Origin of the sequence: Micromonospora sp. DT201, assembly GCF_049841575.1 — a bacterium.
In the GTDB taxonomy this organism is placed as follows: Bacteria; Actinomycetota; Actinomycetes; order Mycobacteriales; family Micromonosporaceae; genus Micromonospora.
In genome coordinates this window covers 1-860 of the sequence record NZ_JBNCKP010000070.1, presented here as the reverse complement: position 1 = coordinate 860, position 860 = coordinate 1, and the positions used below count along the sequence as shown (strand labels likewise).

Here is an 860-nt window from a genome sequence, read left to right as displayed (position 1 = left end):
GGGGCGTCGACGTGCAGAGTGGCCGGCAGCATCCCATGCCGCATCGCCAACACCATCTTGATCACACCAGCCACACCGGCCGCCGCCGAAGCATGACCAATGTTCGACTTCACCGACCCCAACCGCAGCGGACCGTTCTCCCGCTCGCGGCCATAGGTGGCCAACAACGCCTGGGCCTCGATCGGATCACCCAACCGGGTCCCCGTCCCATGCCCCTCCACCACGTCCACGTCCGCCGGGGCCAACCCGGCACTGGCCAACGCCTGACGAATCACCCGCTCCTGCGCCGGCCCATTCGGCGCCGTCAACCCATTACTCGCACCATCCTGATTAATCGCACTACCCCGCACCACCGCCAACACCCGGTGACCATTGCGACGCGCATCCGACAACCGCTCGACCACCAGCACACCGAGACCGTCAGAGAAACCGGTCCCATCCGCCCCGGCTGCGTACGACTTGCACCGCCCGTCCACGGCCAGACCGCGCTGCCGGCTGAATTCCAGGAGCAGGGTCGGGCTGGCCATCACGGTCACGCCGCCGACAAGAGCCATCGAACACTCGCCGGACCGCAGCGCCTGCGCGGCCAAGTGCAGCGCCACCAGCGACGACGAACACGCCGTGTCCACCGACACCGCCGGCCCTTCCAAGCCGAGCGTGTAGGCGACCCGCCCCGACACCACACTTGCGGTGCCGCCGGTCAGTCGGAAGCCTTCCAGCTCGGGTGCCGACCGGGGCCCGTAATCGGAGGCGATCACGCCGCAGTAGACACCGGTGTCGGTCCCACGCAACGACGTCGGATCAATACCAGCGTCCTCGAACGCCTCCCACGCACCCTCCAACAACAACCGCTGCTGCGG

At 68.0% G+C, this 860-nt stretch carries 1 protein-coding gene; it reads right to left on the bottom strand.

Translation table 11 applies throughout. The features are described 5' to 3' along the window. Positions 1 to 860, bottom strand: an 860-nt coding sequence (locus ACLQ28_RS34440; protein ID WP_425690437.1) for a beta-ketoacyl synthase N-terminal-like domain-containing protein, incomplete at both ends; no start/stop codon positions are given.